This is a genomic window from Amycolatopsis sp. NPDC048633 (genome assembly GCF_040650695.1).
Classification (GTDB): Bacteria; Actinomycetota; Actinomycetes; order Mycobacteriales; family Pseudonocardiaceae; genus Amycolatopsis.
This window is the reverse complement of record NZ_JBEZHS010000004.1, coordinates 93,083-107,278: the sequence shown is the minus strand read 5'-3', so window position 1 is coordinate 107,278 and position 14,196 is coordinate 93,083. Positions and strand designations below refer to the sequence as shown.

The window sequence follows — 14,196 nt, the reverse complement described above, 5'->3', positions numbered from 1 at the left end:
CAGAGATGTGCGATGTCTTCACCCGGTCGGCGGTGCCGCTTGGTTAGGACCCGCGCAACGCGTTCACAAGATGCTAAGACCGCGCGAGAGCGCGAGTAGCTCCTTCAAGTCGGCGTCCATACCAGGATCTGCCGGTTGAGCAACGACGTGCACGTCAGCTCTCGGCTCGCCTTCGGTGCTTTGCAGGAGGGCTTCGCGTAATCGCTCCGCGGTCAACGTCGATGCGACGTCGGTGGCCTCGCCAGGCTCGAGGTAGGGGCTCAGACAGACCAAGCCGTCTCTGCATTCGATGGCCCGTCGGTAGAAGTGCAGCCTCATGTGGCGCACGCGAAAAGCCTCGCGCGTTTGCGAAGATCCTGGTAGCAGCGTGATGTCCGGAAAAGCTCGACACAAGGCGGCCCACAGCGGCCTGAGCTGGCGGTAGTGCTTGCGGTCCACGAACCACAGCCGAAGCTTCACGATTCCGGCGCGGACACCGGGGTAGCCGACGCCGAAGAAGAAGATGGAGATGCCTAGAGCGAGAAGGGGAGTGGTCCAAGAGGCCGTGCCCGGAACAGCGTCCCGCCGAAACGCCAGCCGGCTCGCGGTTGATGCGATCCGGGGCAGATGCGTTCCGAGGCAGCAGACGGCAAGCCCTGCGCCCGCAACTCGCAAGCTGAGTCGTACTCGCGACTGCGCTTGCCGCGCGGCCCGCCAGGTCAGCGCCGCGCCACGTGCGGTGGCGTAAGCCATATAGACGTTGCCGATCAGATAGAAGAGCAGCGGCATCGTCGCCGCGTCTGCCGCCTCGTAGCTGAAGCCGCCAAGCGGCTTGTCGGCGATCGCGAAAGTGGTTGCCAGTGCGCAGCTGGCGGAGACGGCGATCGCGATCTCGATACGGCCCCGCGAGGCAGCGAGATCGGAATCCACTATGGACTCCAACAGGACTATCAGCAGCGCAAAGAAGAACGTCAACACGACGTTCTGGAGCAGCTTCGGCAGTTGATTTGAGGTCGTCTGCAGGGCGGAGCCGGAATCCGTCGCGAGCTGCGCTGTCAGCGCGAGGAAGACCAGGAACGTGCACGCGGTGATCACGCGAAGGCCACGGTCGATCGGAACTCGAACGAGTTGCGAGATCTTCCAGCTTGAAGCGCCTGCCGCCGCCCCCCACATCGCGAGGTTGGGCAGGCTCATCACAGCCAGCCCTGATGGTCGTCGAAGGCTCCGTGCAGCCGTCGGCCGGACTTGCTCTTCGCGACCGGTGAGAACTTCAGGGCTTCGAGCAAGGTCGCCCACTCCTTGATGACCGTGGCCACCATCTCGGCTTCGCGTTCCGCGACGGGTCCGTAGCCATCGCGGCGTAGCGCGTTCCTGACGACTTCGGCCGGGATGTCGGGGAACAGGACAGCCAGACCGGTAGCGCCGTCTTCGGCGCTGTGATCGCTGATCATGTGCCCGATCTCGTGCAGGATGATGTGGTCCTGATGCGCTGCCGTGGTGTGCTGCTGGTACAAGATCCGGTCGGCGTCTGCGAAGGCGATCCAAAGCCCGAAGGCGCCTGGGACCGGTAGCGGATACGGCACGAGCTCGATCGGCCTCCCGCGATGTTCGGCCAGCTTCAGGCACAGGTCGTGGACGTTAAAGGGAGTATCGACGTCCAGATCGCGAAGAAGCTTCTTCACACCCCGGCGAAGCTGCAGGTCGTTGCGCCAAGTGCCCCCGTCGGGGCTACGACGTGAGCGCAACTCGGTCGAAGATTCTCGTGAGGGCCGCTGCGGTCGCCTTCGGGTGGCTGACCAACCCGTTGTGGCCGCCCGGCAGCTCGGTGAACAGGACACCCAGTTCACCGGCGAGCTGCTCGGCGCAGCGGTACTCCCACTGACCTCGCGAGAGGTCACCGCCGGTGAGGATGATGTTCGTCGACTGCGTCGCGGCGACGAGGTCCCCGGCGACCAGGGACGAGCTCCGGACCGCGGGGAAGTCGTGCTCGAAGAAGCGCTGAAGGTTCGCCATCAGGTCCCCCTTCGGTGGTGCCGGCCGGGCGCCTTCCTCCAGGGAGTCGCGCGCGCCCGTCAGCGACCCCATCCGGCGGATCGCCGATCGAACATCGTCCTGGGCCGTTGTCGCGACCTGGTCCAGTGCCGCTTCTCGTGTCGGGTCGAGGACCACCGCGCTCATCGGCGGCTCGTGAGCCACCACCGTCGCCATACGACTTGGCTCCAGCGCGGCCAGGTGAAGCCCGATCAGTGCTCCGATGCTGGCGCCGACGACGTGCGCGGGCTCCGACGTGGACGCTGCCAGCACCGCGGCGGCATCAACGGCGTGACGGTGCATCGTGATGGGATCCGGCTCCGGAGAGCCAGCACTCCGCGAAAGACCACGCCGATCGTAGGAGATCACGCAAAAGTGCTCTGCCAAGGTATCTGCGAGCTGCTCGGTCGCTCCGGCTTCACCGATGCCACCTTGGATCACCAAGACGGGTGCGCCGTGACCTCGGGACTCGACGTAGAGGAGCGCGCCATCGCACTCGACTTCGAACTGCTCTACCTGCATCGGCCATCCCCGATCTCGTCGACGGGAGGCGAAGCGGTACCGAATGCAGTGGCCGCGCTGATGAGCGGAGCTGTCACGACGGTCCTCCCAGCCCGTTGGTGATCAACTGCGGTCGATGGTGACAGATCGGCGCTGCTCGGCTTGATTCTTTCGATGCAAGTCACTCGGACGTGTGATCATCGGCTTTCTGCCTGCTGGCCTGGAAGTCGATGAACGCTCGTACGTTGGACAGGGCGTCCGGTGAGAGGGCGCTCGCTCGGAGCGCGACGTCGCGAACTCCCTGCGCCGACAGCTTGGCGAGCAGGGTGTACTGCTCCTGGAGCTCACGAGCCCGCTGACTGTTGCCGAAGTACTCGAGATCCACTCCGAAGTAGGCCGCGAGTTGTTGCGCGAGCCTGAGCTTCGGTTCGTTCGTGCCGTTGATCAGGTTGTAGAGCTGGCTCTTCGAGATTCCGACGCCCTCGGCCACCTCGGCTACCGAGTAGGACCGGCCATCCGCGTGCTTTTTGACGCTTATCAGCCGGTCGAGCAGTCTGCCGAACGGCTCGGCCTCGGCCGGATGCGGATCGTTGGCCTCGGACACCTCGCCCCCTTCGATCGAGATTCCAACTTCCTGGAATTTGATCTCGTTGTATCCGGCTTGTTTGACTCTATGTCCAGCTTTTCGTACTGTCTGTGTTGATCATTCCAACATATCGGGCAGCATGTACTTCGGGAACTGCTGAAGACTGCTATCGCTCGATCGGGGTCCCCGCCCAAGTAGACGCGCACCTGGTGCGTCCGATGCGCGGGGAGGCGCTATGCGGAAGATCGACAGCTTCGCGGCAGCGGTGCATCGCAGGCGGAGGTTGTGTGGGCTTTCCCTCGGCGAGGTGGCCGCGAAAGCCGGTTACAGCGCGAGCTACCTCTCGAAGCTGCTCCACGGCCATCGTCCGTTGCTGCCGGCGGTCGTTCACGACCTCGACAGGGCGCTCGCGGCCGAAGGTGAACTGGACAAGATCGCGGTGGAACAGCGTGGTGACACTCGTCCGATCGCGCGCCCCGTCCAGCTGCCACCGGCCGCGACCGAATTCGTCGGCCGCGATCAACAGCTGCAGGCGATGGATCACGCCCTGGTGGCCCAAGGCCGCCCGGGGGCGACGGTCATCATCGTGATCGAAGGCGGCTTCTGGACCGGCAAGACCGCCCTCGCGGTGCACTGGGCGGCCGGCGTGCAGGCCCGATTCCCCGGGGGATGCCTGTTCGCGGACCTCCGGGGCCTCGCCCCCGGTGCACCGGCCGACCCGGAAGAGATCCTGAACGGGTTCCTCCTGGCTCTCGGCGTGAGTTCCGCCGAACTCGGCACCACCACCCTGCAGGCCAGGATCGCCTGCTATCGGACGTTACTCGCCGAGCGGCCGGCGATCGTGGTCCTCGACAACGTCGCCGACTGCCGGCAAGCAGAATGGCTGCTTCCCGGCGCGGGCAGCGTTGTGCTCGCGACCAGCCGGGAACGCCAGTCCGGCCTGGTGGCGCGCACCGGCGGAACGGTGATCGAGCTTCCGCCGCTGGCCGCTGAGCAAGCGCTCGGCCTGCTCGGACGTCGTGTCGGGGAGGCACGTGTGCAAGCCAGCATCGCGGCTGCGGAACTCGTGGTGGAGCGGTGCGGCTGCCTGCCGATGACGGTTCTCATCGTGGCCGAGCACCTCCAGCGTCATCGCGAGACGTCGTTCACCGCGCTGGCCGAATGTCTCGACTCCGAAAAGACTCGCCTCGACCTGTTCACGTCCAGCGACCCGGCGGTGAACATCCACGGCGTCGTCGACGTCTCGTACCTGGCGCTGCCCCCGATGGCCCGGCGGGTGTTCCGGTATCTCGGCATCGGTCCGGCCAACGTCGTCACGGCCGAGTCGGTCGCGGTGCTTGCCGGCCTGGACGTCGAACGTGCCGGCGACGCTCTCCGACTGCTCGTCGAGGCGCACCTGCTGGAGCAGTTGCCCAGCGGTCGCTATCGCCTCAGCCTGCTGCTCCGGGCCTACGCGCACCAGCGCGCTTTGGTCGAGGAACGGCTCGCCGAGGTCGAGCGCGCGCACGACCGGGCGCTTCGCTGGTACGCCGCGACGGCCTGGGAGGCGAACAACACGCTGATCCCCAACTGGGCCGACAGCGGCATCACCCCGCAGAACATCGCCGGAATCGAGCCGATGTCGTTCCGGGCCGGTGGGTTCGACGTGGCCATGGCCTGGTGTGAACAGGAGGTCGCGACCGCACTGCAGGTGGCGCGAAACGCCCGGACCTACGGGGCCAAGGACGCCTTATGGCTGTTGCCCACCGCGTTTCTCCCTTACTTCGTACTCACTCGCAGTTGGAACACTTGGCTGGTCGCGGCCCACGATGGCCTTACCGCGGCCCGGGCGGCCGGCAGCGACCCCGGGATCGCTCGCAGCCTGGAAGCCCTCGGATGGGTCGAACACGAGCTCGGACGCACCGACGAGGGCATCTCGCACCTTGAAGAGGCGCTCCGAAGGCATGAACAGCTCGGCGACGATCGATCCCGAGCCTGGACCGCCTACGGCCTTGGCCTGGCCTACGCAGGCTCCGGCCGGACGGCCGAGGCACGGGAACTGCACGAGCTCGCCGACCGCTTGTTCGCGGCTTCAGGAGTTAAGATCGGGCTCGCGGTGAACCGCGCCGCCCTGGCCGAGGTCTGCGACCTGCTGGGCGTGGCGGAAAAGGCGATGGAGTACGCCCTTGACGCGCTGAACCGCGCGCAGATGTTCAGGTCGAAGGCGGTCCTCGGCATCGCCCACCAGCGAATCGGGACGCTGCTCGCGCGGCACGACCACCACCGCATCGCCCTGAAGCATTTCGACGAGGCGCTGGCCGTCCGCGGCCGGAGCTGGCAACGCTGGGGCGCCGCGGAGACGTTGATCTCACGTGCCGAGGCCCTCTGCAAGCTCGGCGAGTTCGAACAAGCCCGGGAGGCATACATCCGGAGCCTGGAAGTCCTCGAGGCTATCCGCGATTCGCGGGCAACGGAGGTTCGCGCCCGGCTGGCGTCCTTGGACGCCGCGGGCGCGGGGTGGCGGCGGGGAGCGTCGGCCACTGCTTGACGATCCGCCTCTTCAGGCTCGTGATCCGCGTACTCTCGACTCGTGAGGCGTGCGAGGGTGGGACTTCTTGCGTTGGCGTGCATGGTGGGACTCGTCGCGTGTACACCTGGAGATTCGCAGACCGACAAGACAGCACGGCAGATCGCCGACGACATCGACACGCCACCGCAGACCTCTGCGGCGAACTACGCGTGGAAAGCCATCGAGGCTGCACATGGCACCTCGGAAGCCTTCGCCGTGGTCGAGATGCACGACAGCGCCTCGGACGACCCGAACGATGCGACGGCGCATCTCGTGTTCCGCATGTATCACCCCGGAACGCAGGACGAGTTCTTTCCTCAAGACCCGGTGACCGCCTGCTACACCGTGGGCTTCAACTCCCGGGGCCTCGTCGACGCCCCGCATCGAACCGACTGCCCAGCCAACGCGACTCCTCTGGCCCCACCTCCGATACCGGTCTGGGAAGTGCCGCAGAGCTTCGACCTCGCCTTACAGTCTGTGCTGGCCGGCCTGTCGAGATCCGCGACGAAGGACGAGGTGCTCGCGAGCCTGTCGCGCTCGATGCCGGCGCCGCCGGTCGACCCCGAAACGAAAACGCAAGGTCGGCCACCCACGCAGGACGTTGCCCTGCGCGGCAACGACGTTGGTGTTGCCTACAGAGCAGGTGACCGGTCCACCGGAGGCATCGACTGCCTCCTGGGCTCGCGCGTCGGCGGCTCGACGCTGGTCTGGAGCCCGTCGTGGCAGCAGGTTCAACCGGGCGAACTCCCCTGCACGGCGGAAACCGCGTTGGATCGGCAAGGTGTCACCCCGCCTCATTGACATGGCATTGCTGAAAACGATTGGCGTCTTGACTCAATCGGCACACGTTCGGCACTGAATGAGCACAACGCTGTGTCGATGAGGCAGTTCCTTCGACGCGGCGACAGGTCCACAGTGGATTCAACAGAGCCTCCCGAATCACGTTGGCTCTACTCGAATCCCTGGAGGAACGATGAGTTCATGCTCTCTGCGCGCCAAGGCAATTCGGGCCATGTGCGTCCCGCTCGCCGCGCTGGCCGTGTCCGTCACGGTCGCGAGCCCCGCCGGCGCGGCTACTGAGATCCAGCTCCGCGAGGGGTGTGGCTACCTCGGGTGGGGCGAGTACCGCCATTGCGACGGCGGCACTGGCTCAAGCGTCGACCTGGACGTCGAAGACATCTGGGGCAACCTCTACCGCTACTGCGTCGGTCCCGGCAAGACGGACCTCCAGCCGGTGATCCGATGGAGAGTGACCGGCGCGTGGTGGAACGGCGGCGTCGGCTGCGGTCCGGGCTTCGAAGGACCTGCCTGACCAAAGCTCGAGGGCGGCTCCGGTCTTATGCCAGTCGACGCGGCGGGCGCTTGCGCCCTCCTCGATGACGCCCGCCGCGTCGGCGCAAACGATCAGGCAGCGACCGCGAGTATCGCCGTCATCCCCGTGAGAAGACACGGCCCGAACGGGACGACACGGCTTGCGCGGTTGCCCGGGATGAGCAGGAGCGCCAGCCCGGCCAGTGATGCGAGCACGACCGCGCCGGCCAGCTCGGCCCAGCCGGACCAGCCGGTCATCAACCCGACCACGGCTGCCAGGCCGACGTCCCCGGATCCGACACCGCCTTCGACCAACACCGCGAGCAGCAGGTAAAAACCTGCTGCCGCAAGTAGTGCCCATAGCGCTCGAAATCCGGGGCTGGGGTCAGCACGCGCCACACACAGCAATCCGAGACCAAGAGCGCCGCCCACCAGCTGGGGCACGACGACGATCCGAGGTAACCGATGTTCGAGCCAGTCAATGATCGACAACGGAACTCCGAGCGCCACTACGAAGGCGTAGACGGGAAACTCGCCTCGGTGACCGATGCGCCACGCGAGGATCGCGAGCACCAGTGCGGTGACGATCGCGCCAAGCCACCACGACGACGCGATCCCGGCCCGTCGGCCCGAGAACCTCTTGGTGATCAGGCTTCCCGCGGCCCCGAGACCGAAGCCCATCGCCGCGCCGACGATGGCCGGCCAAGCGTTCACCGCCGAACTGCCGAGTTGTCCCTGATGCCTTCCCCCATGAAGCAATGCTGGCCAGATCGCGGCTCGAGCGCACTGCTCGTCCTACCAACGAGTGAACTTCCACGCAGGTGGTGTCCAGCGCAAGACGGTCAGCTGATCATTCCAATGGGAGGGGACGTCATGAACCTGCGTCACGGCGCGAGTGGCACCATTGGTGCCTCCTTGATCTTGCTGCTCGGCGCATGTACCTCCACCGAGCCGAGCCAACCACCGACATCTTCGAGCGCTGCGATGACGACGAGCGTCGTACCGCAGCCGGCGGACCAAGCGAAGGAAGGTGCGGTTGCGGCGTACCTCGGCATGTGGAGCGACATGGCCGACGCCGCCGTGACATCGGACTGGCAATCGCCGAAGCTCGCACTGAACGCCACGGCCGACGCGTTGTCGCGGATTTCGCGTGGTCTCTACGCCGACCACTACAACGGCCTCGTCACCAAGGGAAAGCCGATCAACCATCCAACGGTTGAATCCGTTGAGCCCGCGGCTGCTCCGACGACGGTGAATATCGTGGACTGCGGCGATGACAGCCCGTGGCTCAAGTACCGCGTCGATACCGGCCAGCGGGCCGATGACGGGCCGAGCGGCCGTCGCCACATCGACGCGAAAGTGAAGAAGGCCGTGGACGGCTCCTGGAAGGTCGTCGACTTCGCGATCCAGGACGTGGGGACATGCTGACGCGAGTTCCGGCTCTCGGCGGGATGATCGTCACTCTGCTGCTGATTTCGGCGGCCACTGCGTCAGCGGGCGGCTGGGGTTCTGTTGACTGCGCCCAAGAATCGTCGCCTTACTGCGAGCTCGGGGCCGGGAAGACCGGAAAGGCACCGGGAGGTGCCGGTCGTGTCCCAGACCAGCCTGGTCGGAAGGGCGGCGGTGGACAGGTCGCTCCGCCAGTAGGTGACCGGATCATGGGCGACAACTCGCCGGCGGCGAAGTGCTCGTACGTCCGGAGCAACTTCCAGCCCCCGGCGAACGGTGTGCAGACCGTGGCGTTCCACGACACTGTCCGAGCTGTGCCTCGGGTCGTTCTCGCCTACGCGCCACTTTCACGGGCAAGCACCCTCCTCTCGCAGCGGCGGGGTGGAGCTTGGTACGTCTATCGATGTACTGGCGCGGGCTTTCGCGATGGCCTGTACCGGGCGCCGATCTGGCTCCCCGACGGAGAGGTACCCGCTGAAGCGGCTGTGCCCTCTCCGCAAGAGCTGGCCGAGCAGGCTCGGGCTCAACTGCACTTGCCGTCTCCGCGGATCGAGGCCAATCCGGCCGGTGACAAGCTGGTGAGTCTGCCGACCTGGCTGTGGCTGGATCGCAGCGGTTGGGGAAGGCAGCAGGCGACGGCAGCCGTTCCCGGGGTTTCGGTGACGGCCGTCGCGACGCCGAAGTCCGTCTCCTGGTCGATGGGGGACGGGAACACAGTGAGCTGCTCCGGCCCGGGAACCCCGTTCACGGCCAGGGGAGACGCCTCGGCGGCGTCCCCTGATTGCGGCCACACCTATCACCGATCATCGGCAACGGCACCGGGCCAGCAGTATCCGGTCGGGGCGACGATCCATTGGATGGTGACCTGGTCGGGAGCCGGGGCGAGCGGCACCTTTCCCGACCTGACCACGTCGGCGACGGCAGCGTTCCGGGTCGCCGAGGTCCAGGCTCTCGGTACCGGGCACCGCTGACCAATCGGACCGGCTGTCGACAGCCGCTTCGCACATCCGCATTCCAATTCTGAGCCATGCACCGGCTTTCACGAGGTGTATGGCGCGGTCGAACCATGCCTGGAGGAACATCGTGACGAGTATCCATACCGGTGAGCACGGTGCCAGGGCCGGCGTGGGTTCCGTGCCGTGGCTGGGGAAGAAAGGCCGTCTTGCCGCGGTGCCGACTGGGCGTCGGTCGCGCCGGCGCCTGCCGCACCTTCTGGTCGGTGTCCTGCTCATCGTGGTGTGCGTCAGTGGAGCCCTCTGGTGGTCGAGCAGCGCCCAAGGACGAGTACTGGTGCTGGCCGTCACCCGGCCGGTGAGCGTCGGACACGTCCTTGAGCGAGCGGACGTCCACGAGGCCGAGATCTCCGCTGCCGACACAGTCGCGACCGTGCCGGTCGAGCAGGCAGCCACCGTGCTTGGTCGCCCGATGGCGACGAGCCTCGACCCGGGAGCCTTGCTCACCCCCGGCAGCGTCGGCCCGCCGGCGCTCCCCGCTGCGGGGCACGCGATCGTGGCGGTGGCGCTGAAGCCGGGGCAGTTCCCGCTCGAGGTCGCACCCGGCGCTCCCGTCCTCGTCGTGACCACCACGTCGCCGGCCGTTGCGTCATCGACTGCGCAAGAGGGTGGAAAGACGTGGCCGGCCACGGTGACCGGGCTGGTCAAGGCCGAGGTTGACCAGACCACGGTGATCTCGCTGCAGCTCCCGGGTGACGCCGCGTTTGCGCTGGCCCAGGTGCCGGTGGGCCAGGTGTCGCTGGTCATGCTCGCGGGTGGTGAACGCTGATGTTGATCGCTCTCGCCAGCGTGAAGGCCTCGCCGGGCGTCACCACCTTCGCTCTCGCCCTGGCCGCGAGCTGGCCTGCCAACGTGCGGCGTGTGGTCGTCGAGTGCGATCCCGCTGGTGGTGACCTCGCGCAGCGATTCGGCCTGGCCGCATCGCCGGGTCTGCTCAGCCTCGCCGCGGTGGCACGCCAGCCCGTGGATCCCGACGTCGTCTGGAGCCATGCCCAGCCGCTTCCTGGTGGTATCGAGGTCATTCCGGGCCCGTCGGGAGGGCACCAGGCGCGGGCTGCGCTGAGCACCCTGACCTCGGCGGCCTCGCCGCTGTACGGCATTGCCCGCCGGCCGACGGCTGCGATGTTCGCCGACTGCGGGCGCCTGGACCCAGGCTCCTCTGCCGAAGCAGTGATCCGTCACGCGGACGTCTTACTGCTGATCTCCGGCACCTACAGCGACGAGCTCGCCCACCTCGCCACCCGCGTCCACGAACTGGGCCGGATGGCCACGCGGGCGTGCCTGGTCCTCGCCGGCCGCGGGCACCCGACGCACGAAGTCGAGCGCGAGCTGGGCATCCCGGTCATGGCCAGGATTCCCTACGACCCGGGCGCGGCCGAGCACCACACCGGACGAGCGGCGCCGGGTCGACGGCGAACGGGAGGGCTGGCCCGGGTCGCGAGCGTCGTCGCCCGGACCCTGTCCGGTGAAACTCCTTGCGAATCGTCCCCGTCGGTCCCTGCGCAGGCGCCGACCTTCGTGCAGCAGGTGCCGGGCATACCGGCCCAGCCCACGGCAGCGTCCGGCGTTCGCGTGCTGCCACCGCCTGCCCCGCACAACGGCCACTCCCACGCCACTGCTTCCGGGAAGGACATCCGGTCATGACCGTGCTCGACGAACATCGCCGACCCGACCCAGCAGCCGACTCCGGTCCTGAGGCGCGCTTGCGGGAGTACCTGCGGCACACCCTCGCCGACGAACTGCCGAGCCATGCCGCCGCGGAGCCGATGACCTCAGCTCACCGCCGCGAAGTCGCCCGCGAGTTGCTCCACAGCGCGGGCGCGGCACACAGCGAAGCGGAGCTGCAGGCTGGCCGGCTACTGGTGTCGCCGGACACCGAGGCCCAGCTCATCGAAGCCGTGCTCGACGAGGTCTTCGGGCTGGGCGGGCTGCAGTCGCTGCTTGACGATCCCGCGGTCGAGACGATCAACGTGAACAGCTTCGACCGCGTCTTCGTCCAGTACGCCGACGGCACCCGTGCCCAGGTGGCGTCGGTCGCGGGTTCGAACGACGAGCTGACCGACCTCGTTCGCACCCTCGCTGCGCGGGCGTCCTCGGAGGAACGCCGCTTCGACCGCGGCTCACCGGCGCTGAACCTGCAGCTGCCGGGCGGCGAGCGCCTGTTCGCCGTGCTTGGCCTCACCGCCGGTGGAGTCACGGCGTGCTCAATCCGGCGTCACGGCTACCTCACCACCAGCCTCGCCCAACTGCGCCGCCGCGGCACCCTCGACGTCGGCATCGAGCGTTTCCTGCGCGCGCTCGTGCGCGCCCGCAAAAACATCCTGATCACCGGCGGCGCCGGGTTCGGCAAGACGACACTGCTGCGCGCGATGGCGGCCGAAATGGACCCCCTGGAACGGATCGTCACCATCGAGGACGCCTTCGAGCTCGGCCTCGGACTCGATCCGCGCCTGCACGCCGACGTCACGGCCCTGCAAGCCCGTCAGCCCAATGTCGAAGGCGCTGGCGCGATCAGCCAGGCCGAGCTCGTCCGCTGGGGCCTGCGGATGTCGCCGGACCGCGTGATCGTCGGCGAGATCCGCGGGCCCGAGGTCATCCCGATGTGCAACGCGATGTCCCAAGGCAACGACGGATCGATGGCGACACTGCACGCGAGCAGCTCGAAGATCGCCTTCACCCGCCTGGCGTCCTACGCCGCCCAAGGCGCCGAACGGCTCTCGCTGGAAGCGACCGCGCTGCTGGTCGCCTCCAGCGTCCACTTCGTCGTACACCTGGCCAAGGCCGCCGACCGCACCACCCGGGTGGTGTCATCGATCCGCGAGGTTGTCGACGCCGACGGCGGAACCGTCGTTTCTAACGAGGTCTATCGCCCGGGCTCCGATCTGCGAGCGCGTCCGGTCGCTGGCGCGTTGCGCGCGGACACCCTCGAGGACCTCGTCGACGCCGGGTTCGATCCCGACCTCATGACCCAGCCCGAGGGGTGGTGGGCGACATGACCAGCGCCCTGATCGGCTGCATCACCGGGCTCGGCATCGCCGTGGGCCTGCTCCTGATCATCGTCGGGTTCCGCCAGCCGCAGCTGCCGTCCCGGACACGGCCCGCCCGGAAGACACCGTGGCGCGGTGGCCAAACCCACGTATTGCGCGCGGGCGCGGCGCTGGGCGCCGGCCTGCTGGCCGCGACGGCGACCGGCTGGATCGTCGGCGGGATGCTGGCCGGGGCGGCGGCGTGGTTCCTGCCCGCGTTGGTCGGGCCCGATCGTGCTCATGCGCGGCGGGTGGCGCGGATCGAAGCGGTGGCGTCGTGGACGGAGATGCTGCGCGACACCCTCGCGGCCGCGGCCGGGCTCGAGCAGGCGATCCTCGCGACCGCGCCGCTCGCGCCCAACGCGATCAGCGACGACGTCGGCCGCCTCGCCGCGCGGCTGCGCAGCGGACACCGGCTCGCCCCCGCCCTGCGGCACCTGGCCGAGGAGCTGGCCGACCCGACTGCGGACTTGGTCATCGCGTCCCTGGTCCTGGCAGCCGAACATCAGGCGCGCGGGCTCGGCGAACTGCTCGGGTCACTGGCGGAGACCGCGCGGGCGCAGGCCGCGATGCGGATGCGCGTCGAGACCGGCCGCGCCCGCACCCGGACTTCGGTGCGGGTCGTCGTGGCCACCACGCTCGCGTTCGCCGTCGGCGTCGTCGTCCTCAACCGCGCCTATCTCGTCGCCTACGACAGCCCGCTCGGCCAGGCCGTCCTGCTCGTCATCGGCGCGCTGTTCAGTGGCGGGTTCGCCTGGCTGAACCGGATCGCCGCCGGCCGCTCCACCGCCCGCGTCCTCTCGCTGAGCGACCCGCCGCAACCCGACCCTGCGGCAGCGGCGTTGCGGGGCGGTGAGCAGCCATGATCGCCGCGATTCTCGTCGGCGCCGGAGCTGGCATCGGCCTCTGGCTGGTCCTGACCTGGGCGATCCCGCCGCAAGCCACCTTGCGCGGCCGTTTCGCCACTGCAACGGACGACCTCGTCCCGATCTCGGCGGTCGCCGACGCCCCGTGGGCCACCACGCTGGCCCGGCCCCTCATCCCGGGCATGCGCGCCCTCGGCCTACCCGGCGGCCGGCTGATCCGGGACCTGCGAGTCCTGGGCCGCGGCGCCGATACCCACCTGGCTGTGAAAGCCGTGCTGGCCTGCGCCGGGCTGCTGACGCCGCTCATGCTCCAAGGTCTGCTCGTCCTCGCTGACGTGCACCTCGGCGTTGAACTGCCACTGGTGCTCGCGGTTCTGCTCGCGGCGTCCGGGTTCGTCGCGCCCGATCTCGAGGTCCGCTCGAAGGCCGCGCGTGCACGTGCAGAGTTCCGCGCCGCGCTCTCGGCGTTCCTGGATCTCGTCTGGATCACCTTGGCCGGCGGCGCCGGCGTCGAAGCGGCACTCCTGGCCGCCGTGAACGTCGGCCGGGGTAGCGCGTTCGACCAGCTGCGCCGCGCTCTCGACGCCGCTCAGCTGACCCGCACCGCACCGTGGGCGGCCCTGCGCCGGCTCGGCGACGAGCTGGACATCAGCGAACTCGCCGAGCTCGCGGCGTCGATCTCCTTGGCGGGAACTGAGGGCGCCAAGGTCAGAACCTCCCTGGCCGCGAAAGCCAGCGCGCTACGAACGCACCTGGTCGCCGACGCCGAAGCCGACGCCCAGGCCGCGACCGAACGCATGGCGCTGCCGGTCACCTTGCTGTTCCTCGGCTTCCTCGGATTCATCGCCTACCCGGCTGTCACCCAGGTCCTCAACGGACTCTGACA

General features: G+C 68.2%; 15 protein-coding genes. 10 read left to right on the top strand and 5 right to left on the bottom strand.

From position 1 onward, the window contains the following. Positions 1 to 63: 63 nt before the first annotated feature. From AB0C38_RS11235 to AB0C38_RS11220, 4 genes are all read right to left on the bottom strand, one after another. Positions 64 to 1,173 carry an MAB_1171c family putative transporter gene (locus AB0C38_RS11235; RefSeq protein WP_360670226.1) on the bottom strand — a complete coding sequence of 370 codons (1,110 nt, stop codon included), beginning with the start codon at positions 1,171 to 1,173 and terminating at the stop codon, positions 64 to 66. Continuing rightward, the gene (locus tag AB0C38_RS11230) at positions 1,173 to 1,661 is read right to left on the bottom strand and encodes a hypothetical protein (RefSeq protein ID WP_360670223.1); all 489 of its coding nucleotides are present in this window, start codon (positions 1,659 to 1,661) and stop codon (positions 1,173 to 1,175) included. The genes AB0C38_RS11235 and AB0C38_RS11230 overlap by 1 nt, the downstream gene beginning before the upstream one ends. A gap of 46 nt (positions 1,662 to 1,707) precedes the next feature. Beyond that, complete coding sequence (locus AB0C38_RS11225) at positions 1,708 to 2,532, bottom strand: alpha/beta fold hydrolase (RefSeq protein WP_360670221.1); 825 nt, start codon at positions 2,530 to 2,532, stop codon at positions 1,708 to 1,710. Positions 2,533 to 2,692: 160 nt separating this feature from the next. Beyond that, entirely contained in the window at positions 2,693 to 3,115 is a 423-nt protein-coding gene (locus AB0C38_RS11220; RefSeq protein WP_360670218.1) for a helix-turn-helix transcriptional regulator, read from the bottom strand. Positions 3,116 to 3,332: 217 nt separating this feature from the next. On the opposite strand from AB0C38_RS11220, the gene AB0C38_RS11215 reads away from it, so the two are divergent. The 3 genes from AB0C38_RS11215 (at position 3,333) to AB0C38_RS11205 (ending at position 6,957) form a co-directional block, all read left to right on the top strand. Beyond that, complete coding sequence (locus AB0C38_RS11215) at positions 3,333 to 5,624, top strand: tetratricopeptide repeat protein (RefSeq protein WP_360670215.1); 2,292 nt, start codon at positions 3,333 to 3,335, stop codon at positions 5,622 to 5,624. Positions 5,625 to 5,705: 81 nt separating this feature from the next. Next, a complete protein-coding gene (locus tag AB0C38_RS11210; protein ID WP_360670212.1) occupies positions 5,706 to 6,446 on the top strand; it encodes a hypothetical protein in 741 nt (246 codons plus the stop codon). Between the two features lie 211 nt (positions 6,447 to 6,657). Further along, complete coding sequence (locus tag AB0C38_RS11205) at positions 6,658 to 6,957, top strand: DUF6355 family natural product biosynthesis protein (RefSeq protein WP_360670209.1); 300 nt, start codon at positions 6,658 to 6,660, stop codon at positions 6,955 to 6,957. A 92-nt stretch (positions 6,958 to 7,049) separates the two neighbouring features. Here AB0C38_RS11205 and AB0C38_RS11200 read toward each other — a convergent pair whose 3' ends face one another. Then, positions 7,050 to 7,670, bottom strand: a complete 621-nt coding sequence (locus tag AB0C38_RS11200) for a prepilin peptidase (RefSeq protein WP_360670206.1) — start codon at positions 7,668 to 7,670, stop codon at positions 7,050 to 7,052. A 159-nt stretch (positions 7,671 to 7,829) separates the two neighbouring features. On the opposite strand from AB0C38_RS11200, the gene AB0C38_RS11195 reads away from it, so the two are divergent. The 7 genes from AB0C38_RS11195 (at position 7,830) to AB0C38_RS11165 (ending at position 14,194) form a co-directional block, all read left to right on the top strand. Further along, on the top strand, positions 7,830 to 8,384 hold the full coding sequence (locus AB0C38_RS11195) for a hypothetical protein (RefSeq protein ID WP_360670203.1): 555 nt from the start codon (positions 7,830 to 7,832) through the stop codon (positions 8,382 to 8,384). A gap of 230 nt (positions 8,385 to 8,614) precedes the next feature. Further along, entirely contained in the window at positions 8,615 to 9,376 is a 762-nt protein-coding gene (locus AB0C38_RS11190) for a hypothetical protein (protein ID WP_360670200.1), read from the top strand. Positions 9,377 to 9,695: 319 nt separating this feature from the next. Further along, positions 9,696 to 10,187: a hypothetical protein gene (locus AB0C38_RS11185; RefSeq protein WP_360670197.1), complete on the top strand. Its 492-nt coding sequence runs from the start codon at positions 9,696 to 9,698 to the stop codon at positions 10,185 to 10,187. Continuing rightward, positions 10,187 to 11,062, top strand: a complete 876-nt coding sequence (locus AB0C38_RS11180) for a carbon monoxide dehydrogenase maturation protein (protein ID WP_360670194.1) — start codon at positions 10,187 to 10,189, stop codon at positions 11,060 to 11,062. The genes AB0C38_RS11185 and AB0C38_RS11180 overlap by 1 nt, the downstream gene beginning before the upstream one ends. Further along, positions 11,059 to 12,414 (top strand): ATPase, T2SS/T4P/T4SS family, encoded by a 1,356-nt coding sequence (locus AB0C38_RS11175; RefSeq protein ID WP_360670191.1) that lies wholly within the window; start codon positions 11,059 to 11,061, stop codon positions 12,412 to 12,414. Before AB0C38_RS11180 ends, AB0C38_RS11175 begins: the two co-directional genes overlap by 4 nt. Next, on the top strand, positions 12,411 to 13,310 hold the full coding sequence (locus AB0C38_RS11170; RefSeq protein WP_360670188.1) for a type II secretion system F family protein: 900 nt from the start codon (positions 12,411 to 12,413) through the stop codon (positions 13,308 to 13,310). The genes AB0C38_RS11175 and AB0C38_RS11170 overlap by 4 nt, the downstream gene beginning before the upstream one ends. Then, a complete protein-coding gene (locus AB0C38_RS11165; protein ID WP_360670185.1) occupies positions 13,307 to 14,194 on the top strand; it encodes a type II secretion system F family protein in 888 nt (295 codons plus the stop codon). The genes AB0C38_RS11170 and AB0C38_RS11165 overlap by 4 nt, the downstream gene beginning before the upstream one ends. The last annotated feature ends 2 nt before the right edge of the window (positions 14,195 to 14,196 follow it).